The 21,171-nt window shown below is 66.0% G+C and carries 16 protein-coding genes, 1 tRNA gene and 3 rRNA genes; 9 read left to right on the top strand and 11 right to left on the bottom strand.

The genetic code is table 11. The features are described 5' to 3' along the window. Positions 1-623 precede the first annotated feature (623 nt). The 5 genes from AXA68_RS11860 to AXA68_RS11840 all read left to right on the top strand — a co-directional run bounded on the left by AXA68_RS11860 (position 624) and on the right by AXA68_RS11840 (position 6,946). Positions 624-2,094, top strand: a 16S ribosomal RNA gene (locus AXA68_RS11860). A gap of 190 nt (positions 2,095-2,284) precedes the next feature. Further along, positions 2,285-2,356 (top strand) — tRNA-Ala (locus AXA68_RS11855). Between the two features lie 267 nt (positions 2,357-2,623). Further along, positions 2,624-5,546 (top strand): 23S ribosomal RNA (locus AXA68_RS11850). Between the two features lie 135 nt (positions 5,547-5,681). Further along, positions 5,682-5,803 (top strand): 5S ribosomal RNA (rrf, locus tag AXA68_RS11845). The 16S, 23S and 5S rRNA genes sit together here with 1 tRNA gene alongside, the layout of an rRNA operon. 261 nt (positions 5,804-6,064) lie before the next feature. Next, positions 6,065-6,946, top strand: a complete 882-nt coding sequence (locus tag AXA68_RS11840) for a hypothetical protein (RefSeq protein WP_232745111.1) — start codon at positions 6,065-6,067, stop codon at positions 6,944-6,946. A gap of 12 nt (positions 6,947-6,958) precedes the next feature. Here the strand turns inward: AXA68_RS11840 and AXA68_RS11835 are convergent, their stop codons facing one another. After that, entirely contained in the window at positions 6,959-7,252 is a 294-nt protein-coding gene (locus tag AXA68_RS11835; RefSeq protein WP_066417000.1) for a hypothetical protein, read from the bottom strand. 79 nt (positions 7,253-7,331) lie between these two features. Here AXA68_RS11835 and AXA68_RS11830 point away from each other — a divergent pair, with 79 nt between their 5' ends. Both AXA68_RS11830 and AXA68_RS11825 read left to right on the top strand, forming a co-directional pair. Next, complete coding sequence (locus tag AXA68_RS11830; RefSeq protein ID WP_066416998.1) at positions 7,332-8,225, top strand: DMT family transporter; 894 nt, start codon at positions 7,332-7,334, stop codon at positions 8,223-8,225. A 63-nt stretch (positions 8,226-8,288) separates the two neighbouring features. Further along, a complete protein-coding gene (locus AXA68_RS11825) occupies positions 8,289-9,851 on the top strand; it encodes a sensor histidine kinase (protein ID WP_066418580.1) in 1,563 nt (520 codons plus the stop codon). Between the two features lie 54 nt (positions 9,852-9,905). On the opposite strand, the gene AXA68_RS11820 is transcribed toward AXA68_RS11825, so the two are convergent. After that, positions 9,906-10,406, bottom strand: a complete 501-nt coding sequence (locus AXA68_RS11820) for an SRPBCC family protein (RefSeq protein ID WP_066416996.1) — start codon at positions 10,404-10,406, stop codon at positions 9,906-9,908. Positions 10,407-10,539: 133 nt separating this feature from the next. On the opposite strand from AXA68_RS11820, the gene AXA68_RS11815 reads away from it, so the two are divergent. Together AXA68_RS11815 and AXA68_RS11810 are read left to right on the top strand one after the other, a co-directional pair. After that, positions 10,540-11,466 carry a DNA-3-methyladenine glycosylase family protein gene (locus tag AXA68_RS11815; RefSeq protein ID WP_066416993.1) on the top strand — a complete coding sequence of 309 codons (927 nt, stop codon included), beginning with the start codon at positions 10,540-10,542 and terminating at the stop codon, positions 11,464-11,466. A 70-nt stretch (positions 11,467-11,536) separates the two neighbouring features. After that, on the top strand, positions 11,537-11,917 hold the full coding sequence (locus AXA68_RS11810; protein ID WP_066416990.1) for a DUF555 domain-containing protein: 381 nt from the start codon (positions 11,537-11,539) through the stop codon (positions 11,915-11,917). 64 nt (positions 11,918-11,981) lie between these two features. Here the strand turns inward: AXA68_RS11810 and AXA68_RS11805 are convergent, their stop codons facing one another. From AXA68_RS11805 to malQ, 9 genes are all read right to left on the bottom strand, one after another. Then, entirely contained in the window at positions 11,982-12,215 is a 234-nt protein-coding gene (locus AXA68_RS11805; RefSeq protein ID WP_066416987.1) for a UPF0058 family protein, read from the bottom strand. Positions 12,216-12,324: 109 nt separating this feature from the next. Further along, positions 12,325-12,504, bottom strand: coding sequence for a DUF7836 family putative zinc-binding protein (locus AXA68_RS11800; protein ID WP_066416985.1), 180 nt, complete (start codon positions 12,502-12,504; stop codon positions 12,325-12,327). A gap of 132 nt (positions 12,505-12,636) precedes the next feature. Then, positions 12,637-13,647 carry a transcription initiation factor IIB gene (locus AXA68_RS11795; protein ID WP_066416983.1) on the bottom strand — a complete coding sequence of 337 codons (1,011 nt, stop codon included), beginning with the start codon at positions 13,645-13,647 and terminating at the stop codon, positions 12,637-12,639. A gap of 270 nt (positions 13,648-13,917) precedes the next feature. Continuing rightward, the gene (locus AXA68_RS11790) at positions 13,918-16,050 is read right to left on the bottom strand and encodes a DUF7282 domain-containing protein (RefSeq protein ID WP_106388653.1); all 2,133 of its coding nucleotides are present in this window, start codon (positions 16,048-16,050) and stop codon (positions 13,918-13,920) included. Between the two features lie 288 nt (positions 16,051-16,338). Further along, entirely contained in the window at positions 16,339-16,647 is a 309-nt protein-coding gene (locus tag AXA68_RS11785) for a hypothetical protein (protein WP_066416973.1), read from the bottom strand. A gap of 87 nt (positions 16,648-16,734) precedes the next feature. Continuing rightward, positions 16,735-17,016: a winged helix-turn-helix domain-containing protein gene (locus AXA68_RS11780; protein WP_066416970.1), complete on the bottom strand. Its 282-nt coding sequence runs from the start codon at positions 17,014-17,016 to the stop codon at positions 16,735-16,737. 71 nt (positions 17,017-17,087) lie between these two features. Then, on the bottom strand, positions 17,088-18,044 hold the full coding sequence (locus AXA68_RS11775; protein ID WP_066416967.1) for a mechanosensitive ion channel family protein: 957 nt from the start codon (positions 18,042-18,044) through the stop codon (positions 17,088-17,090). Between the two features lie 73 nt (positions 18,045-18,117). Beyond that, the gene (locus AXA68_RS11770) at positions 18,118-19,392 is read right to left on the bottom strand and encodes a M20 family metallo-hydrolase (protein ID WP_066416965.1); all 1,275 of its coding nucleotides are present in this window, start codon (positions 19,390-19,392) and stop codon (positions 18,118-18,120) included. A 213-nt stretch (positions 19,393-19,605) separates the two neighbouring features. After that, positions 19,606-21,114 (bottom strand): 4-alpha-glucanotransferase, encoded by a 1,509-nt coding sequence (malQ, locus tag AXA68_RS11765; RefSeq protein WP_066416962.1) that lies wholly within the window; start codon positions 21,112-21,114, stop codon positions 19,606-19,608. Between the last annotated feature and the right edge of the window lie 57 nt (positions 21,115-21,171).

The raw sequence follows: 21,171 nt of genomic DNA, 5'->3' as shown, positions 1-21,171 counted from the left end.
GGTATAAACGACCCGGTGCGCGGCGTGAGCCGCGAGCGAGTCGAGTGCGAGCCGCATCCGTATCCGCGAGCGTCCGAGACCACACACGGGAGGTCGCCGATCCGGTCGCGATACCGATCGGACTCCGCGTGATCCGCGTCGCTCTCAGCGGTCCGGTCGACTCGGATCGCGGGTCTCGCTTCCTCGGTTAGGCGTCCCATGAAACCGCATGACGTGGCGGGTTCGGTTCGACGGGGTTAAATGTGTACCCCGATTCGAATGGAATGCGAAGGCCCCCGCGGCGGGGGCAGCGGCCGGCCGCCGACGGCGGCCGGTCGACGCGTTCCGACGGGGTTAAATGTATACCCCGATTCGAACCGAATGCGAAGAACGCATCGCGAACTCGGGCCGTTCAACTCGGCCCGGTTTCGCTGAGTCGGAACATTCCGACTCGACGCCATGAGGATTTCGCCCCCTGCGCTCCGGCGTAAGAGGAGATCTGATGTGAGCCGTGGACGTTCGGTGTCATCCGGGTCGCCGGTGACAGCGGACTCCACATTGGACCATGCAATGGTGTGTTGACAACGAGTCAACACCCGCCAACATAACCCCCCTTGTGCCGGGAATCAGGCGCGAGGGTACACATTCCGGTTGATCCTGCCGGAGGCCATTGCTATTGGGATCCGATTTAGCCATGCTAGTTGTACGAGTTCAGACTCGTAGCGAATAGCTCAGTAACACGTGGCCAAACTACCCTTCGGAGCACGATACCCTCGGGAAACTGAGGCTAATAGTGCATATCACAGTCCACCTGGAATGAGGACTGTGTCAAACGCTCCGGCGCCGAAGGATGTGGCTGCGGCCGATTAGGTAGACGGTGGGGTAACGGCCCACCGTGCCAATAATCGGTACGGGTCATGAGAGTGAGAACCCGGAGACGGAATCTGAGACAAGATTCCGGGCCCTACGGGGCGCAGCAGGCGCGAAACCTTTACACTGCACGCCAGTGCGATAAGGGGATCCCAAGTGCGCAGGCATAGAGCCTGCGCTTTTGTCCACCGTAGGGAGGTGGACGAATAAGGGCTGGGCAAGACCGGTGCCAGCCGCCGCGGTAATACCGGCAGCCCGAGTGATGGCCGATCTTATTGGGCCTAAAGCGTCCGTAGCTGGCCGCGCAAGTCCATCGGGAAATCCACCCGCTCAACGGGTGGCCGTCCGGTGGAAACTGTGTGGCTTGGGACCGGAAGGCGCGACGGGTACGTCCGGGGTAGGAGTGAAATCCCGTAATCCTGGACGGACCGCCGATGGCGAAAGCACGTCGCGAGAACGGATCCGACAGTGAGGGACGAAAGCCAGGGTCTCGAACCGGATTAGATACCCGGGTAGTCCTGGCCGTAAACAATGCCTGCTAGGTGTGGCTCCCACTACGAGTGGGTGCTGTGCCGTAGGGAAGCCGCTAAGCAGGCCGCCTGGGAAGTACGTCCGCAAGGATGAAACTTAAAGGAATTGGCGGGGGAGCACTACAACCGGAGGAGCCTGCGGTTTAATTGGACTCAACGCCGGACATCTCACCAGCATCGACTGTGGTAATGACGGTCAGGTTGATGACCTCGCCACGAGCCACAGAGAGGAGGTGCATGGCCGCCGTCAGCTCGTACCGTGAGGCGTCCTGTTAAGTCAGGCAACGAGCGAGACCCGCATTCCTACTTGCCAGCAACGCTGTGAAGCGGTTGGGGACAGTAGGAAGACTGCCGTGGCCAACACGGAGGAAGGAACGGGCAACGGTAGGTCAGTATGCCCCGAATGTGCTGGGCAACACGCGGGCTACAATGGTCGAGACAAAGGGTTCCAACTCCGAGAGGAGACGGTAATCTCAGAAACTCGATCGTAGTTCGGATTGTGGGCTGAAACTCGCCCACATGAAGCTGGATTCGGTAGTAATCGCGTGTCACAAGCGCGCGGTGAATACGTCCCTGCTCCTTGCACACACCGCCCGTCAAAGCACCCGAGTGAGGTCCGGATGAGGCTCGTCACACGAGTCGAATCTGGGCTTCGCAAGGGGGCTTAAGTCGTAACAAGGTAGCCGTAGGGGAATCTGCGGCTGGATCACCTCCACAGACCCGAGACCTCCCTTCAGGGAGGCTCATCTTACCTTCGACCGTTCACACGAACGGTCACTACTCATTCACTTCGCATGCGTCCAACACGGAATCCGCGTCACCGCCGGCCCGGACACTTTTGAGCGTCCACGGCTCACACCTACACACCCCCCACACCAGACCATATCCTCTCCACATGGAGAGGTGGGCTCATAGCTCAGCGGTAGAGTGCCTCCCTTGCAAGGAGGATGCCCTGGGTTCGAATCCCAGTGAGTCCATGTCAGTCCGGCCGGTTCGAAACGTGCCCCTTAAGGGCGTACCGACGAACCGTTCGGACACGACGACCGATGCACCATCCCGGGAAACCGCGGATGGGAAGGGTTCGACGAACACGCGCTGCCACGCGTGATTCGATGACGACCGTGTATACGTGCGATCCAGACGTCCACTGAACTCATACGAGTTCGTGGAACGTCAGTGAACCATACAGTCGGACTACCTCTTATGAGGTACTCTGACACCGTCAGTGTTCTTTGAACACTGACACACTACTGGCTACTGTGCCAGCTGGTGAATGGCTCGGCTCGAGAGCCGACGACGGACGTGCCAAGCTGCGAAAAGCTCGTGGGACCCGCATGGAGGGAAAGAACACGAGATCTCCGAATCGGAATCCGTATTACAATTGCTACGCGCAATAGGGAACCCCCTGAATTGAAACATCTCAGTAAGGGGAGGAAAAGAACGCAATCGCGATGTCGTCAGTAACCGCGAGTGAACGCGACACAGCCCAAACCGAAGGTCTTCGGACCAATGTGGTGTTCGGGTTGACACTCAAGCCGCGAAATCGCATTCGAAGTCTCCTGGAACGGAGCGTGAAACAGGGTGACAACCCCGTAGAATGCGAGAGTACCGGTGGCGTCAAATCCAGAGTAGCAGGGGTCGGATATCCTCTGTGAACACTCCAGGCATCCCCTGGAAAGGCTAAACACTCCTCGAGACCGATAGCGAACAAGTAGCGTGAGCGAACGCTGAAAAGCACCCCGAGAAGGGCGGTGCAATAGGGCCTGAAATCAGTTGGCGATCGAGCGACAGGGCGTAGAAGGCGATTCTCAAAACGACCGGAGAGCGATCTCCCAGTAGGAAGAGAATCGAGCCGGCGTCGTGTCGTGCGTTTTGAAAAACGACCCAGGGAGTGCACTTGAATGGCGAGTCTAACTCGTGAACCGAGGAAGGCGCAGGGAAACCGATACGGCCGCAGTACTTCGGTACGAGGGCCACCGTGTCCAAACGCGGGGAGTCATTCGGGTGCGACCCGAAACCAGGCGATCTATACGCGAGCAGGGTGAAGCGTGGCGAAAGCCACGTGGAGGCCCGTTAGAGGTGGTATCCTACAATATCCTCTCGTGATTCGTGTATAGGGGTGAAAGGCCCATCGAGCCTGGCAACAGCTGGTTCCGACCGAAACATGTCGAAGCATGACCTCATCCGAGATAGCCCGCGGGGTAGAGCTACCGATTGGATGACCCGCCTCCGAGAGGAGTCGGCCATCCTGTCGAACTCCAAACCCGCAGGCGTCGTAGACGATGGGAGTCCGGTGCGCGGGGTAAGCCTGTGTACCGTGAGGGGAACAACCCAGAGCCGGGTTAAGGTCCCAAAGTGTAGATTAAGTGCGATTCGAAGGTGGTCTCAAGCCCTAAACAGCCGGGAGGTGAGCTTAGAAGCAGCTACCCTCTAAGAAAAGCGTAACAGCTTACCGGCCGAGGTTTGAGGCGCCCAAAATGATCGGGGCTCAAATCTACCACCGAGACCTGGCCGTATCCGTGAAAGGATAACCGCGTAGGTCGGCGTTCTGTTCGGATGGAAGCTCGGGCGAGAGCTCGCGTGGACCGTTCAGAAACGACAATCCTGGTCACAGTAGCAGCGATAGTCGGGTGAGAACCTCGACGGCCTGATGAGCAAGGGTTCCTCGGCACTGCCGTTCAGCCGAGGGTCAGCCGGTCCTAAGACACACCGCAACTCGACTGTGTCAACGGGAAACTGGTTAAGATTCCAGTGCCATCATGCGATAAAAGTCGACGCCGTGTGGACCGCTGAGCCGGGCGTTCGCCCGGTCGAATCGTGGAACCTCGTGGAGACCGTCACGGTAAGAAGCGAGAGAAGCGCGAGATAGCGTAAGTCAGCCGTACATAGGGCCCGTGAAAAGACGAGCATGATGTCCGTACCGAGATCCGAAACAGGTGCTCTGGCAGCGCAAGCCACGGCCTGTCGGGAGAACCGACGTTAGGGAATTCGGCAAGTTAGTCCCGTACCTTCGGAAGAAGGGATGCCTGCTCTCTGCAGAGCAGGTCGCAGTGACTCGGGCGCTCCGACTGTCTAATAACAACACAGGTGACCGCAAATCCGCAAGGACTCGTACGGTCACTGAATCCTGCCCAGTGCGGGTATCTGAACACCTCGTACAAGAGGACGAAGGACCCGTCAACGGCGGGGGTAACTATGACCCTCTTAAGGTAGCGTAGTACCTTGCCGCTTCAGTAGCGGCTTGCATGAATGGATAAACGAGAGCGCCACTGTCCCAACGTTGGACCCGGTGAACTGTACGTTCCAGTGCGGAGTCTGGAGACCCCCAAGGGGAAGCGAAGACCCTATAGAGCTTTACTGCAGGCTGTCGCTGAGACGTGGTCGCCGATGTGCAGCATAGGTAGGAGACGGTACACAGGTGCGCGCGCCAGCGCGTCGCCGAGTCAGCATTGAAATACTACCCGTCGGTGACTGCGACTCTCACTCCGGGAGGAGTACACCGGTAGCCGGGCAGTTTGACTGGGGCGGTACGCGCTCGAAAAGATATCGAGCGCGCCCGAAGATCATCTCAGCCGGGTCGGGAACCCGGCGAAGAGCGCAAGAGCACAAGATGGTCTGACAGTGTCATTCCCAACGAGTGACGCTGACGCGAAAGCGTGGTCTAGCGAACCTACGAGGCTCCGGAATGGGGCCCGTAGATGACAGAAAAGCTACCTTAGGGATAACAGAGTCGTCACCCGCAAGAGCACATATCGACCGGGTGGCTTGCTACCTCGATGTCGGTTCCCTCCATCCTGCCCGTGCAGAAGCGGGCAAGGGTGAGGTTGTTCGCCTATTAAAGGAGGTCGTGAGCTGGGTTTAGACCGTCGTGAGACAGGTCGGCTGCTATCTATTGGGGGTGTTATGGTACTTGACGTGAACGGTCGTATAGTACGAGAGGAACTACGACTGGTCGCCACTGGTGTATCGGTTGTCCGGAAGGGCAGATGCCGAGTAGCCACGCGACACGGGGTAAGAGCTGAACGCATCTAAGCTCGAAACCCACATGGAAAAGAAGTACCGACGAGGTCACTCGTAGAAGACGAGATAGATAGACTCGGGATGTACGCGCCGAGGCAACGAGGCGTTGAGTCCACGAGCACTAACAGACCGAAGCCACAGTCATACGGTCACTGGACCTTCCACACTCGTATGAGTTCAGGCGGTAGCTGGATCGCACGCATACACGGTCGTCAATAAGACGAGCCACTGACACAGGGGTCTCTCTTGAGAGAGTCTCGGTTCGAGTCCGGGAGTCAGCATGAAGGCGGCCATAGCGGTGGGGGCACACCCGTACCCGTTCCGAACACGGAAGTTAAGCCCACCCGCGTACCGGGAAGTACTGGAGTGAGCGATCCTCTGGGAACCGCGGTTCGCCGCCTCGCCACTCATACTTCATTCGTTCGACGCTGAGACGTATCTCCGCGTCGTCCCTCGTTAAACCGGTGCCGAGCCGAACGGCCGTCGATCGGTGAACTCGACGCGACGCCTCCAGTGAGACCGACACACGCACTCCCTCCGCGAACCGATCGCTCGGACCGGTAGCGGAACGTCGGTTCCTTCAGGGGATCTCGATCGGTGGCGATCTCAAAATTGATTGTCTCACCAGTAAGTTTATGGTATTTCTGTTTGAAGACAACATGTTCATGACCGTCCCGACGACGCGTGAGGTCGACGTAACGATCCGGGTCGATTCTTCCGGGTCGCCGTCCGTTCGGGACGGGATGGCGGGAGGGTCCGTCGTCTCGGTTCTGTTCGGGACGGATCTCGAGGCGTGGAGGCGGGCGTGGAACGGTCGCGCGGGGGAACCACCGCGGCGGGAGGCCGTCGTCGTGGCGAGCGACGTCGCCCGTGGGGCGGCCGCGACGGCGACCACGCAGGTCCTTCCGGACCGGCGTCTCGCGTACACGGTACTCGGATCGGACGCCGAGACCGACCTGATCGTCGAGACGGTCTCCGACGCGCTCGCGGAGTTCGAGGGCTCCGGACCGCGGGTGATACTCGACGACCTCGCGCCGTTCGCGGCCGCGCGCGGTTCCGAGGCGGCCCTCGGGGTGATCGACGCGGTCGCGACGGGGTCCGCGGCCGACTCGCTCACGGTCGGTTGGTCGCTCACGGCGGACTCGGCCTCCGCGCTGCCGGCGACTCTGGAGCGCGCGGACGAGATCGAGGGGATCGATCCGGAATCGATGGCGGCGATCGACCGGCTCCAACGCGAGGACCCGACCACGTTCGGGTACACGCGACGGTACTGGGCCGAGGCCCAGCGCGGCATCGAGTCCTGTTCGCGGAACTATCCGCAGTCGAAGCAGGTACACGCCGCACTCTCCGACCCCGAGACGACGCCGCGAACGCTCGGAGCGACGCTGTCCGGGCTCGTCTCGCTCGGCGTGCTCGACACGTGGACGGAGACGGTCGGATCGACGCGATACGACCTCACGGCGTACGATCCGGTTCGGATGGCGGCGATCGGCGTCGCGTTCGCGGCCGTCTCCGACGACGACCCGGATCGGATCTCGGAGGAGTGACGCACGCGACGGCTACGCTTCCTCGTCGTCGAATCGCCCCGGAACCGTCAGGTCGTGATCGACGACCGAGCCGTCGGGATCGAGCGTGACCGTCCCCAGCGTCACCGTGTCTCCGGTGTCGTACTCGTTCGCGATCGTCTCGAGGACGGACCGCCTGTCGAGCCGTTCCCAGACAACCTCCGCGACGAGCGACTGGAACGCCTCCGGGTCGGTCCATCCCGAGTCGATGTCCGTCGGGACGCGGACGAGGAACCGTAGCTCCGCCTCGGTGACGCGCACGCCGACGCCGAAGGTGTCAGAGCACATGTCGCCCGCTTCGACTCCGCGACTCAAACCTCCGTCGACCTCCCGAAAGCGGTAACCGGGTTCGACGGAAAGCGAGCGTGTGACCTCGAGCAGAACCGCTCCCCGGGTGCCTCCAGAGGTGGGACTCGCGACCGCGGTTCTCGCGGTCAGTACGGGGGCGATCCTCGTCCGGTGGAGCGACGCGCCGAGTTCGGTCGCCGCCTTCTACCGCGTGCTTTTCACCACTCTCCCGCTGCTTCCGGTCGCCGCGTGGCGGTATCGCGAGCAGTTCGGCCGGATCGGTCGGCGCGACCTCGGCTTCGCGACGCTGTCGGGCGTCGCGTTGGCGATACACTTCGCCGCGTGGTTCGAGAGCCTCGAGTGGACGAGCGTCGCCGCGAGCGTCACCCTCGTTCAGGCGCAGCCGGTGTTCGTCGCGCTCGGCGCGTGGCTGTTGCTCCGCGAACGGGTGACCCGCCGGATCGCCGTCGGGATCGGGATCGCCGTGGCCGGGATGGTCGCCATGTCGTTCGGGGACTTCCTCGGCGGCGTCCTCGTCGGCCCGGCACCGCTTTACGGCAACGCGCTGGCGCTCTTCGGCGCGGTGACGGCCGCCGGCTACGTCCTCGCCGGTCGATCGCTGCGACAGCGGCTCGCGTTGGTCCCGTACGTGGTCGTCGTCTACGGCGTCTGTACGGCGTCGCTTTTCGCGCTCGTCCTCGCGCAGGGACACCCGCTCTCCGGCTATCCTCCCCGGGAGTGGGCGGTCTTCCTCGGTCTGGCGGTCGGGCCGGGGCTGTTCGGACACACCGTGGTCAACTGGGCGCTCGGGTACCTCGAGTCGAGCGTCGTCTCGGTGTCGCTGCTCGGGGAGCCCGTGGGTGCGACGATCCTCGCGTTGGTGCTTCTCGGCGAGACGCCGACCCGCTTCACGGTCGTCGGCGGCGTGATCGTCCTCGCGGGGATCTACCTCACGACGACGGGATCCCGGTGAGCCGGTTTTCAATGCCGATACTCGGGTCTCAACGTTCAAGTGACGAGACGCGAACTCGCGGACATGAATCGGCGCTCGATCGTCGTCCACGCCGACGCGGGTTCTCCGGTCCTCGATCGGGTAACCGCCGCGGCGGCGGTCGCCTTTCCGGGTCCGGACGCTCCGGCCGTTCACCGAGCCGATCCCGGATCGCTCTCGGCCGACGACGCGGACGCGGACCGGCTCGCCGATGCCTGTGGAGTCGTGACGACGGCCTCGGTCCTGTCCTCGGCGGTGGAGGAAACCGCCGCCTCGTCGGATCCGTTCGGGCGCCTCCCCGGCGTGGTGGTCGTTCCGGAGGGAGAGCCGGAGGCGGTCCGAACGGCGTTTCGCGCGGGCGCCGTCGACACCGTAGGGCCGTTCTCCGGTTCGAACCCGGAATCGGACCCGCTCGTCGCGAGGCTGGCTGAGACGATCGGTCCCGCCCGGAGTCGGCTCTCCGACCCGGACCTCGAACGGCTCACGACCGTCCTCCTGGACGCCGCGACGACGCTCATGAGCACGCGCTCGGACGAGGTGAAAACGAAGATCGAGTGGACGATGGAGAGCGTTGGGGAGCGGGCCGAACTCGATCGCATCGTCTGCTATCTCGACGATGACGAGGGGTTCTCCCCGGAGTACCACTGGTCTCCCGACGGGTTCGCGCCCACGACACGCGCGTTCGACGACTTTCCCGAGCCGGATCGGCTGTCGACGTTCGAGAACGTCTCCGTCCCCGCGGTCTCGACCGACGGAGGGGCGACCCCGGCCTCTGACCCGGAGGATGCTCCGTCGGCGACCGTCCACGTGCCGCTGGTCACGGAGTGGGAGCTGACCGGGATCGTCTCCTTCGAGGTCGACGACCGCCGGTCCTGGACCGAACGGGAGGTGAACCTGTACAGAACGCTCGCGGACCTGATCGCCTCCGCGGTCGCGCGCAACGAGCGGCGGACGGAACTCCGGAGCCAGGCCGAACGGCTCGAACAGTTCAGCGCGGTCGTCTCACACGACCTCCGGAACCCGCTCAACGTGTTCTCCGGCTATCTGGATCTCGCGGCCGACGACGTTCGGCCGTCGCATTACGACGCGATGGAGAACGCGGTCGATCGGATGGGGACGCTCATCGACGACCTCCTGATGCTGGCACGACGCGGCGAGACGATCGGCGAGACGGAGTCGGTTCCGGTCGCCTCCCTCGCCGAGGAGGCGTGGGGGTCCGTCCGGGCCCCGAACGCGACGCTCACGGTCGCCGAGGGAACGGGACGCGTCGAGGCGGACCCCGGACGGTTCCGGCAGGCCCTGGAGAACCTCTTCCGGAACGCGGTCGATCACGGCGGGCCGGAGGTCGAGATCGAGGTCGGTCCGCGGGTCGGAGCGGACGGCGTCGTGGGGATGTACGTCTCGGACGACGGTCCCGGCGTCTCGCCGGACGTCCGCGACTCCGTGTTCGATTCCGGGTTTTCGACCGCGGACAGTTCCGGCATCGGCCTCGCCATCGTGGACCGCATCGCCGAGGCCCACGACTGGACCGTCGACGTCCGCAACGACGACGGGGCGGTCTTCGAGTTCGACCTCGAGATGACGCCGCCTCCAACGGTATCGCCGTAGTCTGGTGACCTCGGTTCGGCCCCGGTTCGCTCCCCGACGTCGGCTCCGCTGTGGTCACTCCGCGTCGAAGCGGTCGGCGGTCCGACGGTGTCGGTCCCGGAACATCCCCTCGAAGCCGATCTTCGCGAACGGCCCCGCCGCCTCGCCGAGCGGGCCGAACGGGAGCCGGTACTCGACGGTGTCCGTGAGCACGGTCTCGTCGCCGTCGGCGTAGAAGGCGTGGGTGTGCTCCCAGGTTCGGAACGGGCCGTCGACCATGTCGTCGACGAAGTAGGCGCTTCCCTCGACCGGCGCGGTTCCCTCGGGCTCGCGCTCGACGATCCGCGATATCCACCGCTGGCGGGGGACGACGCCGAACGGTCGGATCGACATCCGGATCCGTGAACCCGCCGTCAACACGCCGGGGTCGCGCTCGCCGTCCGGCCCCTCGACGGCCTCGATCCGCATGTTCATCCAGTCGGGCGTCAACTCGAGGAGCCCGTCGACCGTGGAGTGGAACTCCCACACGTCGTCGATGGGGGCGGCGATCCGGGTGCTCCGGCGGTACGTCGGCATGGCGGACGTAGGGCGTCGACGGGAAAAGCCCCTTCGCCGCCGCGTCCGGATCCGGGTTTTCCTCCCGCTCGGTCCTCGTCGGCGATCCGGGGTACCGAAACCCGGATACGTTCGCGTCGCTTCCGCGGATCCGATGGAACGAGGAGCGATCGACGTCGCCGACCTCGCCGGACCCTTCGACCTCCAGGCGACCGTCGAGAGCGGACAGAGCTACCTGTGGAACCGCGCCGACGGTCGAACCTACGAGGACCTCCACGCCCACGGCGGCGACGAGTGGTACGAAACCGTCGTCGCCCCGATCCCGGACGTCACGGACGAGCGGGTTCCCCTCCGAGTCCGCCAGGTCGGCGGCGTTCACGACGGGACGCTCGAGTGGGAGGCGTCGACGGACGCGGTGCCGCTTCTCACCCACCTGCTCCGACTCGACGACGACCTCGACGCGATCCGGGACGCGACGCCCGACCTCCCGCTGCTGGAGCGGGCCTACGACCGATACGAGGGGATGCGGCTGGTTCGGGACCCGGCGTTCCCCTGTCTCGTCTCGTTCATCTGCTCGGCACAGATGCGCGTCGCCCGGATCCACGGGATGCAACGCAGGCTTCGGGAGTCGTACGGGGACGCCGTCGACCTCGACGGGGAGACGTATCGCGCGTTTCCGACGCCGGCGCAGCTCGCGGCGCGGAGCGAATCCGACCTCCGGGACCTCTCGCTCGGGTATCGAGCGCCCTACGTCCGGCGGACCGCGGAGATGGTCGCGTCCGGGGAGGCGGACCCGCGCGAGGCGATCGGCCTCCCGTACGAGGAGGCGCGGGAGTCGCTGACCCGGTTCGTCGGCGTCGGCGACAAGGTGGCCGACTGCGTCGCGCTCTTCTCTCTGGGATTTCTCGAGGCGGTCCCGCTCGACACGTGGATCAACACGACCATCGAGGAGTACTACCCCGACTGCGACCGCGGATCGTACGCGGAGACGTCCCGCGCGATTCGCGAGCGGTTCGGCGGCGAGTACGCCGGATACGCCCAGACGTACGTGTTCTATTACCTCCGCGCCGGCGGGGAGTGATCCCCCGAGGCGGCGGGGACCGCTCCGCGGCCGAACCTTCATACTCGTTCGCACGGTACGTCTTCACGTGATGGACTGTCGAGTCGTCGTGGAGGCGGCCGTTCCCGTGTACGACGTGGAGACCGCCGACGAGGCGGTCCGGATCGCGGTCTCGAAGACGGGTGAGATGTTGAATCCGGACCTCAACTACGTGGAGATCGACATGGGAAGCCGCACCTCGCCGTCGGGAGAGGACCTGCCGCCCGCGTTCATCGCCGCCGACGAGGCGCTCGTCGCGCTCGAGCTCCGGATGGACGTGTTCAACGTCGATCGCGACGAACACGCCAGGCGGATCGCCAGAAAGGAGATCGGCCAGCGGCTTCGAAACATCCCGCTCAAGGTCCTCTCCGTCGAGGAGATCGACGAGGAGGAAACGACGAAAGCGTCGTCGGCGACCGACGAGGACGGGTGACTTCCGCTCGCCGACGTGGTCGTCACTGGAGACGTAACGAACGACGGTAGCTACTCGACGAGTCTCAGTCCGCGGTGGGGGCCAGCGGCTCCGACTCCGTCTCCTCCATCGGCTCCGTGATCCCCTCGGTCAGTTTAAAAACAGCCGCCTTGTGGTCCGTCTTCGATTTGTGGATCGATGTCGGCTTGACGCCGAGTTCCTCGTACGCGTCGAGGTCGAGGTCGTCGTCCCAGAACTCGCACTGTTTTCGTACCTCGGCCAGGAGGCCGTGAAGGTGGATGAGCTCCTGTTTCTTCATGAGTAACCGTCCTTTGCTACCGGAGGCTTATATTACTATCCTGAGTCTAGTTACCACACCACCCGTCTATATAGCTCTCGGCGGTCTCGGAGCGTCGCCCGGCCCCGAGTCACTGGAACTGTCGAACCGCCTTGAGGTCCCGCTCGGTCCGCATGAACTCGGTGAGCCGCCGGGTCGCGTGACAGCTGGAACAGCTGAAGTTCGTTCGCAGTCCGGGCAGCTCGGCCGGGTTCTCCTGCCACTCCTTGGTACACTCCGGACACACAAGCCTGACGAACGCTTCGACCATGGGGGCACGTACAGCCCGTCGGATTAAAAACGTACGTGACGCGGTCACGCTCCACACGGTTCTCCCGTTGCCGGAGAGTCCTCGCCGGGGTTGCCGGGAATCCTCGCCGACGAGGCGTCCTCGCCGCCGGGTCTACGCGGTCAGGTGGTCGCTGGCCTCGAGCAGCTCCTTGTAGCGGTTGCGGATGGTGACCTCGGAGATGTCGGCGACCTCGCTCACCTCGCTCTGGGTCACCTTCCGGTTCGACAGGAGGGCGGCGGCGTAGACGGCCGAGGCCGCGAGCCCGACCGGCGACTTCCCGCTCGTGATCCCCGCGTCCTTCGCGCTTCCCAGGAGCTCCCGCGCGAGGCGTTCGACCTCCTCGGGGAGGTCGAGCCGCGAGACGAACCGCGGGACGTAGCTCTCGGGGTCGGCCGGCTGTACCTCCAGACCGAGCTCGCGGACGACGTAGCGGTACGTCCGGGTGAGCTCCATCTTGTCGACGCGCGAGACCGCGGTGAACTCGTCGAGGCTCCGCGGGTTCCCGACCTGGCGGGCGGCCGCGTACAGCGCCGCGGTCGCGACGCCCTCGATGGAGCGGCCGGGAAGGAGGTTCTCGCCCAGCGCGCGGCGGTAGATGACCGAGGCGGTCTCGCGGACGTTGTCCGGCAGCCCTAACGCCGAGGCCATCCGGTCGATCTCGCCGAGCGCCTGCTTGAGATTGCGCTCCTTCGAGTTCCGGGTGCGGAACCGCTCGTTCCAGGTGCGGAGCCGCTGCATCTGTCGCCGCTGGCGGCTCGAGAGCGACTTCCCGTAGCCGTCCCGGTCCTGCCAGCCGATGTTGGTCGAGAGCCCCTTGTCGTGCATCATGTTCGTCGTCGGGGCTCCGACGCGGGACTTGTTGTCCCGCTCTGCCGAGTCGAACGCTCGCCACTCCGGTCCGCGGTCGACCGAGTCCTCCTCGACGACGAGCCCGCAGTCTTCACACACCGTCTCGCCGTGTTCGGTGTCCGTCACGAGGCGGCCCGTACACTCCGGACAGCTCGTGACTCGGCTCTTCTCCGTCGATTCGGTCTCGACGGTCTCCCCGTCCGTTCGCTCCGAAGCGGCGGCTCCGTCGATCGCCTCGTCCCGCTCGTACCGTCGAATGCGTGTCTCTGTCATTGGGTGTTCTCCGATCGAACTCCCGACGAAAATGCGAGGGCCGGGTGCGCCCGATTCGATAACTATCAGTAAGCGCGTTAGATATATAAATCTGTCGCCACCGATCTCATCGGTGAGATCGATAGATCGTGAAGAAGCGGCCGTTTACGTCCGTTTGTACGGATCGGACCGAATTCAGGAATCGATCGTGTCACGCGGTACCGTGATCCCCGAAGTATAAAAAGAAGGTAGTCGGACGTGGTTCGCTTCCCGGTCGTTCTCGCCCGGTTCCTACGACCGCCGGCGTGCCACGAGGGCGCCCGCGATCAACGCGACGAGCGCGACGACGACGCCGAACCCGGGCGTGTCGTCGTCAGTCGTTTCGTCCGCCGTCGTCCCATCGCTGCTCATCTCCCCGTCGTCAGTCATCTCCCCGTCGTCAGTCATCTCCTCGCCGTCCATGCCGTCGTCACCGTTCGTGTCGTCGCCCTCCATCGCTCCGTCGTCGCTCATCTCTCCGTCCATGTCTTCGCCGTCCGCGTCCTCACCGTCCATCTCCTCATCGTTCATGTCCTCACCGTTCATGCCGTCACCGCCCGTGACCGTTAGCTCGGCCGGCGACATGACCGGCGATCCGGCGGCCGTGTAGGGCACGTCCTCCGCGCCTTCGGTGGCGGGGAAGTCGTACGCCTCGTTCCCGTTCGTGTCCCGGTGGGCCATCGCGAGAACGGTGTCGTTCTCCGTCAGCGGGTCGTCCAGCGTGATCTCGACCGCGGCGTGTGTGCCGGGTTCGAGGTAGCCGCTCGTGCCGCGAATGCTCTCGAGGACCGCCCCGTCGGCGAGCGAGGAGTCGTGGACCGTCACGAACCCGCCGTCGTGAAGCGTCACGTCCTCGACGACGACCGTCTCGCCGTCGGTTTCCTGGGCGGCCGCCTCGACGAACGCGGCGACTTGTGCCGTCGCGTCGACCATCACGATCTCGTCGTCGCCGTCGAGGTAGGGGCCGTCGTTCTCCCCCTCGGTCTCGACGAAGTCGTAGGCCCGGTCGTCGTCCGAGTCCGTGTGCGGCATCGCGACCAGCCGGTGGGTGTCGCGGATCGGCTCGTCGAGTTCGACCACGACGTCCTCGTGAACGCCGGGTTCGAGGTACTCGCTCGTTCCGCGAACCGAATCGAAGACCGCACCGCCGGCGAGCGACGCGTCGTGGATCGTCACGAACCCGCCCTCGCTCACGTCGACGCGGTCGACGGTGACCGTCGTTCCGCCGGCGGTCTGCCCGTCGAAGGCGACGCTCGCGGAGACGGTCACCGCACCGTCGTCCATCACGACGTCGCCGGAGTCGGTGGTGTACGGCCCGTCCGCCTCGCCCTCGGTGGCGGGGAAGTCGTACGTCTCGTTGTCGTTCGTGTCACGGTGGGCCATCGCGAACAGCGAGTCGTCCTCGGTCAGGGGGTCGTCGAGCGAGACGACGACCTCCCGGTGGATGCCGGGTTCGAGGTAGTCGCTCGTGCCGCGGATGCTCTCGAAGACCGCGCCGTCGCCGAGCGAGGAGTCGTGCATCGTCACGAACCCGCCGTCAGGCAGGTACACCTCGTCGACGACGACCGCGTTGCCGCCGCTCGCCTGTGCGGCGAACGTCGCGCGAGCCTCGTCGTCGAGGTCGGCGTCGAAGCCGGCCATCACGATCTCGTCGCCGCCGTCGAGGTAGGGGCCGTCCGCCTCGCCCTCGGTGGCGGGGAAGTCGTACGTCTCGTCGTCGTTCGTGTCCCGGTGAGCCATCGCGAACAGCGAGTCGTTCTCGGTCAGGGGGTCGTCGAGCCGGACGCGAACGTCCTCGTGGACGCCGGCCTCCAAGTACTCGCTCGTGCCGCGGATGCTCTCGAAGACCGCGCCGTCGCCGAGCGAGGAGTCGTGGACCGTCACGAACCCGCCCTCGCTCAGTTCGACGCGGTCGACGACGACCGAGCTACCCTCGGTGGGCTGGTCGACCGCCTCGACGGTCGCCGACGCGGTCACCTCCGCGTTCTCCATCACGATCTCGCCGTCGACCGTGTAGGGGCCGTCGGCCCCGCCGTTCGAGGAGACGAACGTGTACGCGCGGTCGTCGTCGGTGTCCCGGTGGGCCATCGCGTGGAACGTGCCCGTGTCGATCTCGTCGGTGAGCTCGACGGTCACGTTCTCGTGTGTCCCGGCCTCGAGGTACGCGCTCGTGCCGACGACGCTGCCGAGCACGTCGCCGTCGGCCAGCGTGCCGTCGTGGATCGTCACGAACCCGCCGTCGGGAACGCGGACTTCGTCGACGACGACCGTGGACCCGCCGGACGTTCCGCCGGAGAAGCTCACGCTCGTCGCTTGGTCCGTACTCTGTGCCGTGACCGCGCCCGCCGCGCCGGCGACTGCCGACACGACGAGCACGATCACCATCGCCGATGTGAATGCGCTGTTGCGCATGGAAGAGTCGACCGAGAGGATATAAAAAGCGATTTGCCGAACTACGGCCGTCTTCCCACCCAAATTCGTTCCGAAACCGAACCGGATCGGCCGTTGAGACGGCTATCCGGCCCCCGACGAGGAGGAGGCGGTTATCCGGGCCGTGACGAGGTGGAAACGATCGGGGTGCGGCGGCGTCGCTCAGGCTGCGGGGGTTCTCGATCCGTGATCGGGACGAGCCATGCGCGGAACGGGACTGGAGACCGGTGTCGGTCGTCGCCCTCAGTCCCACGTGACCCACACGAGAAACAGCAGTCCGACCGTCTGGAGCACGTGGAGCCCCATCATGGCCCGCCAGGCGACCGGAGGGACCGCCTCGCTCGCGAACCACGCCGACAGCATCGGATCGACCAGATAGATGTAGAGCGCGAGCGCGTTCTCGCCGAGCAGAAACCCGCCGAACATCACCAGTCCGAGGGTGTGTTTCGACCGGAACTGGAGGTAGTTCCGTCCCCACACCCAGACGAGCGCGAGGAGCAGGGCTACGTTCAGCCCCGCGGAGAACCGTGCCACGTCGAACCAGAAACTCATCGTACACCTGCTATCGGGTGTGGGGGTATAACCGCTTTCCCAAATTCGTTCCGAATTTCGCGCCGATCCGGCGATCGGAGCCGCCGTTCACGTGTCATCCGTTTGCTCCATGATCGTTTCTATCGTCTCCCAGTGCTGGCGTGCCCGCGGCGTCGGCAGGTAGACCGCGCCGTAGTCGTCACCGCTGCTCTCGACGACGCCGTTTTCCATCAGGACGTCGAGGTGGTGTCGCACCGTCTTGTAGTCCAGATCGAGATCCTCGGCCAGCTGGTTCGCGTTCCGCGGGCGCTCGTCGAGCGCCCGCAATAGCCGGACGCGGTTCGAGCCGCCCCGCGTTCCGGTCAACACGTACCAGAGTGCCGCTTCCATCGTATCCAAATCGTGAGGGCGGCACCTAACTCCACCGCTCCGTGTCGATCCCCCGAACGGTCCCGATCCGGCTAGCGGTTCCGGCTCACCGGGAACGACACCCGATCGGGATGCTCGTTGAACCGGCCGAGGATCCGCTCGTACAGCCGGTTTTTGACGCGCTGACCGCGTCGCGGATGCGTGAGGTATCGGAGGCGGAGCTCGACCCACGACTCAGCCTGCGTCACGTTGACCGTCGGCCCGTCGTGGACCTCCAATTCGACGGGCGTCTCCGAGAGTGCGTCCCGGTAGGCGGCGATCCCCTCGGCCATCTCCGCGCCGAGCAGCTCGGTCGCCTCCTCGCGCATGAGCCCGCGGGCGAACTCGAGGTCCGTCTCGTAGGCGACCTGGATCGCGACCTCGTTCCACACGTACGGCGACCCGCCCCCGCCGAAGTTGACCACGTTCGAGGAGAGCACGACGCTGTTGGGGACGGTCACGACCCGGCCGGACGGCTGGTTCGTGCTGACGAGCTCGCCGTTGATCTCCCACAGCGTCGTCACGAGGAACTCCACCTCGATCACGTCGCCCTTGGCGTCGCCGATGCGGACCCGGTCCCCGACCCCGTACGGCTGCTTGACCGTGATGTACACCCACGCGATGAGCGAGAGCAGCGGCTGCTGGAGCGCGAAGGTGATCGCGAACCCGATGACGCCGAGCGAGAAGAGGAGCCCGAGCCAGTTGTCGGTCAACACCGCGAGCGTCCCGACGGTCCCGACGAACCCGAACGCGAGCCGAAGCAGGTTCCGCGTGTTGTACGCGCGCCGCTTGTTCGCGGAGCGCATCAGCACGTCCGCGAGCAGCCGATAGGTGCCGAAGAGCAGCGCGAACAGCGCGAGCACGAACGCCAGCCGCTCGGCGACGAGGTTCGCCGGGTAGTCGCCGACCGCGGGCCACCCGGCGAGCGGCTCGGCGGTGGCCACGAACACGCCGACGGCGGCCGCGACGAGCCCGACGAGCACGGAGCCGAGCGGGATCGATCGTCTCACGACGGGTGGTCGACTGGCGGCGGCAAAACCGTTGTGGCCGCGGGCTCCTCCGCGCTCTCCGGGGCCGCCGACCTCACTCGTCCGCGCCGGCGGTCAGCGCGACCGCCCCCGCGAGGACCTCCGTCGCGGCCGCACACTCCGCCCAGTCGGTCCACTCGCGCGGGTTGTGCGAGACCCCGTCGCGCGAGGGCGCGAACAGCAGCGACGCGTCGGTGACTCGCGCGACGCGCATCGCGTCGTGTGCGGCACCCGAGTGGAGGTCGATCGCGGACCGGCCCGCCGCGTCCGCGGACTCGCGGGCGATCTCCCGGAGCCGGTCGCTCATCGGCTCCGGCAGAACGGTGGACGGCCGCTCGAAGTCGGTCTCCACGCCCCGCTCGCGCTCCAGTCTGGCGAGCGACTCGCGGGCCGCCTCGGCGATCGCGTCCATCGACTCCGCCTTCACGTCCCGGACGTCCACGCCGGCCTCGACGCGGCCGGGAACCACGTTCGTCGCGTTCGGCGAGACCGACAGCGCGCCCACGGTGCCGACGGCGGTCTCCGACGACTCGGCGACCACGTCGTTGGCGGCGGCCTCGACGTCGAGCACGAACTCGCTCGCCGCCGCGAGCGCGTCGGTCCGCTCGTCCATCGCGGTCGCGCCCGCGTGGTTCGCCTCCCCGAGGATCGTCGCCTCGCAGTGGCTGATCCCCGTGATCGTCGTGACGATCCCGGCGTCGACGCCCGCCTCCTCGAGCGTGGTGTCCTGTTCGATGTGAAGCTCGTAGAAGGCGTCCCATCCCGCCGGGTCGAGGGTCTCCGTCCCCTCGCCGCGGTAGCCGATCGACTCGAGCGCCTCGCCGACCGTCTCGCCGTCGTCGTTCTCGAACGCGAGCGCCTCCTCGAGGTCGGTCACGCCGGTCGCGACGCTCGAGCCCAACAGCCCGTTACCGTAGGTCGCGCCCTCCTCCTCGGTGAAGCTGACGACGACCACCGGACGCTGGGGCTCGACGCCGGCGTCGCGCATGGCGCGCACGGACTCGAGGGCGGCGTACACGCCGAGCGGGCCGTCGAAGATTCCGCCCTCGGGGACGCTGTCGAGGTGGCTCCCGCAGGCGACGGGCGCGGCGTCGGGGTCCGCGGAGTCGGGGACCCACTCGCCGGCGACGTTGCCGATCGCGTCGACGGTCACGTCCATGCCGGCGTCCTCGAGCCGCGCGACGAACCGGTCGCGCGCCTCGCGGTTCGCCTCGCTGCCGGTGCGGTTCGTCCGGCCGTGCGAGTCGGGGTCCTCGAGGTCGATCCGGCCGAACGCCGCGTTCCCCTCGATGTCCGCTCTGAGTCGGTCCGCGTCGACTGGGAGTTCCATACGCCTACGGCTCTCCGCCGGGATAAAAACGGTTCGTCGTCGTCGGATCGGTGGATCGCGAACGACGCGGTCGGTTTCCTCTCACGCCTCACCGTCCCGCACCTCACCCTCCCCAGCCTCGCGGCTCGCGGTTTCACCGCTCGCCGCGTCCCTCGCGCGCGACTCGCTACGCTCGTTTCGCGCGCGCCGACGGCGGGAGGGTTCGGTTCGCCGTCACCGCACGTGGAACTCGCCGAGCTCGCGGAGCCGCCCGGCGAGGTCGTCGCTCAGCGCGTCGCGCTCGACGCGCCACTCCCAGTTGCCGTCGACGGTCCCGGGCTCGTTGAACCGGGCCTCGCTGCCGAGCCCGAGCAGGTCCTGGACGGTCGTCATCGCGAGGATCGCCTCCGAGCTCCACACCTCGTCGATGATCGCCCACTCTATCGGCCGGTCGCCGCCGTACCCGAGGTTGTAGTGGAGCGCGTCGCGCTGCTCGGGATCGAGGTCCTCGTAGTAGCCGACCCAGGTGTCGGTGTCGTGCGTGGAGGTGTAGCCGACCACCCGTTCGGGGTAGTGCATCGGCTGGTACGGGTTGCCCGCCTCCGTCCAGTTCGCGTACTGGGGCACCCGCATCCCGGGGAAGCCGAAGTCGGCCATCAGGTCGTCCATCCGCGCGTCCTCGAATCCGAGGTCCTCCGCGATGAAGGGGGCCTCGCCGAACTCGCGCTCGACCGCCTCGAAGAGCGCCCGCCCCGGTCCGTCGCGCCACTCGCCCGCGGCCGGGTCGTCGGCGTCGGCGGGGATCGCCCAGTACCGCACGAACCCGAGGAAGTGGTCGAGCCGGGCGACGTCGGCGAGATCGAACAGCCGGCGGAACCGCTCCATCCACCAACCGTAGTCGTTCTCGGCGAGCCGCTCCCAGTCGTAGACGGGGTTCCCCCAGCGCTGCCCGTCGTCGCCGGCGTTCGGCGGCACCCCCGCCACCGCGGCCGGGCGGTTCCCCTCGTCGAGCCGGAACGCCTCCGGGTTCGCCCACACGTCCGCGGAGTCGAGCGCGACGTAGATCGGCACGTCGCCGACGATCTCGACGCCCGCCTCCGCGGCGCGGTCGCGCAGGGCCGCCCACTGCCGGTCGAACGTCCACTGGCAGAACTCGTGGTACCGGATCGTTTCGGCGTGCTCCTCCCGCGCCGCCGCGAGCGCGTCCGGCTCGCGCGTGCGGAGCGGCTCCGGCCACTCGATCCAGGTGTCCTCCGGTCTGGCGGCCGAGAGCGCGCGGAACAGCGCGTACTCGCCCGCCCACGGCTCCCGCTCGCGGAAGGCGTCGAACGCCGCCGCCGCGTCTCCCGTCGCCGCCGCGTCTTCCGCCCGCTCCGACTCGAACCGGTCGAACGCGGTTCGCAACAGCGGGAGCTTGTACTCCCGGACCGCCTCGTAGTCGACCCGGTCGGTCGGGAAGTCGGGGACCGGCTCCAGCTCGTCCGCCTCGAGCCAGCCGTCGTCGACGAGCCCCTCCAGGTCGATCAACAGCGGGTTGCCGGCGAACGCCGAGGGCGACTGGTACGGCGACTCCCCGGCGGCCCCGATGGTCGGACCGAGCGGACACACCTGCCAGTAGTCGACGCCGCAGTCCCCGAGAAACGAGAGGAACGCCGCCGCGCCGTCGCCGAGGTCGCCGATCCCGTGTGGCCCCGGAAGCGACGTGACGTGACAGAACACTCCGTCGGAGCGATCGAATCGCATGGCTACGCCTGCGACGGCCACCGACTCAAGCGTTGCGTCCGCGCGGGGCCCGCGTCA

Origin of the sequence: Halorubrum aethiopicum (genome assembly GCF_001542905.1) — an archaeon.
GTDB classification, from domain to species: domain Archaea; phylum Halobacteriota; class Halobacteria; order Halobacteriales; family Haloferacaceae; genus Halorubrum; species Halorubrum aethiopicum.
This window is presented reverse-complemented; position numbering and strand designations above follow the sequence as displayed.

Excerpts from the sequence above, each read along its gene's own strand:
- AXA68_RS11840 (WP_232745111.1), top strand. The coding sequence starts at position 6,065 with ATGACCGTCCCGACGACGCGTGAGGTCGACGTAACGATCCGGGTCGAT.
- AXA68_RS11835 (WP_066417000.1), bottom strand. The coding sequence starts at position 7,252 with ATGTGCTCTGACACCTTCGGCGTCGGCGTGCGCGTCACCGAGGCGGAG.
- AXA68_RS11825 (WP_066418580.1), top strand. The coding sequence starts at position 8,289 with ATGAATCGGCGCTCGATCGTCGTCCACGCCGACGCGGGTTCTCCGGTC.
- AXA68_RS11820 (WP_066416996.1), bottom strand. The coding sequence starts at position 10,406 with ATGCCGACGTACCGCCGGAGCACCCGGATCGCCGCCCCCATCGACGAC.
- AXA68_RS11815 (WP_066416993.1), top strand. The coding sequence starts at position 10,540 with ATGGAACGAGGAGCGATCGACGTCGCCGACCTCGCCGGACCCTTCGAC.
- AXA68_RS11810 (WP_066416990.1), top strand. The coding sequence starts at position 11,537 with ATGGACTGTCGAGTCGTCGTGGAGGCGGCCGTTCCCGTGTACGACGTG.
- AXA68_RS11805 (WP_066416987.1), bottom strand. The coding sequence starts at position 12,215 with ATGAAGAAACAGGAGCTCATCCACCTTCACGGCCTCCTGGCCGAGGTA.
- AXA68_RS11800 (WP_066416985.1), bottom strand. The coding sequence starts at position 12,504 with ATGGTCGAAGCGTTCGTCAGGCTTGTGTGTCCGGAGTGTACCAAGGAG.
- AXA68_RS11795 (WP_066416983.1), bottom strand. The coding sequence starts at position 13,647 with ATGACAGAGACACGCATTCGACGGTACGAGCGGGACGAGGCGATCGAC.
- AXA68_RS11790 (WP_106388653.1), bottom strand. The coding sequence starts at position 16,050 with ATGGTGATCGTGCTCGTCGTGTCGGCAGTCGCCGGCGCGGCGGGCGCG.
- AXA68_RS11785 (WP_066416973.1), bottom strand. The coding sequence starts at position 16,647 with ATGAGTTTCTGGTTCGACGTGGCACGGTTCTCCGCGGGGCTGAACGTA.
- AXA68_RS11780 (WP_066416970.1), bottom strand. The coding sequence starts at position 17,016 with ATGGAAGCGGCACTCTGGTACGTGTTGACCGGAACGCGGGGCGGCTCG.
- AXA68_RS11770 (WP_066416965.1), bottom strand. The coding sequence starts at position 19,392 with ATGGAACTCCCAGTCGACGCGGACCGACTCAGAGCGGACATCGAGGGG.
- malQ (WP_066416962.1), bottom strand. The coding sequence starts at position 21,114 with ATGCGATTCGATCGCTCCGACGGAGTGTTCTGTCACGTCACGTCGCTT.